At 58.9% G+C, this 338-nt stretch carries 1 pseudogene; it reads right to left on the bottom strand.

The annotated features are described in order from the left end of the window. Positions 1-338: pseudogene (locus tag AACY08_RS30165) on the bottom strand (RHS repeat domain-containing protein); the annotation flags it as partial.

Here is a 338-nt window from a genome sequence, read left to right as displayed (position 1 = left end):
CGTAGGCCGTGCGCTGGCCGTCAAACCCGGTTTCCTGTTGGATCAGGCCGTTGCTGTGGTACTGGAGCCGGTAGGTTTCGCCGACTTCGTTTTCGATCTCGGTCAGCAGTAGCCGGGCGTTGTCGTAGCGGTAGTTGACCTGGGTGCCATCGGCGTTGATGCGGCGACTGATCAGGTGCAAGCCGTCCGCATATTCGTAACGGGTGACGTACCCCAGTTCATCGCGTTCAGCGGTGATTTTTCCGTAGGGGTTGTAGCTGTATTCTCGCGTTGCGCCGTCAGGCTGAGTCAATTTCAGCAAGCGGCCTGCTGCATCCCACTGATACTGGGTCAGTGCG

The organism is Pseudomonas sp. EL_65y_Pfl1_R83 (genome assembly GCF_963970695.1).
Lineage (GTDB): Bacteria > Pseudomonadota > Gammaproteobacteria > Pseudomonadales > Pseudomonadaceae > Aquipseudomonas > Aquipseudomonas tritici.
This window is presented reverse-complemented; position numbering and strand designations above follow the sequence as displayed.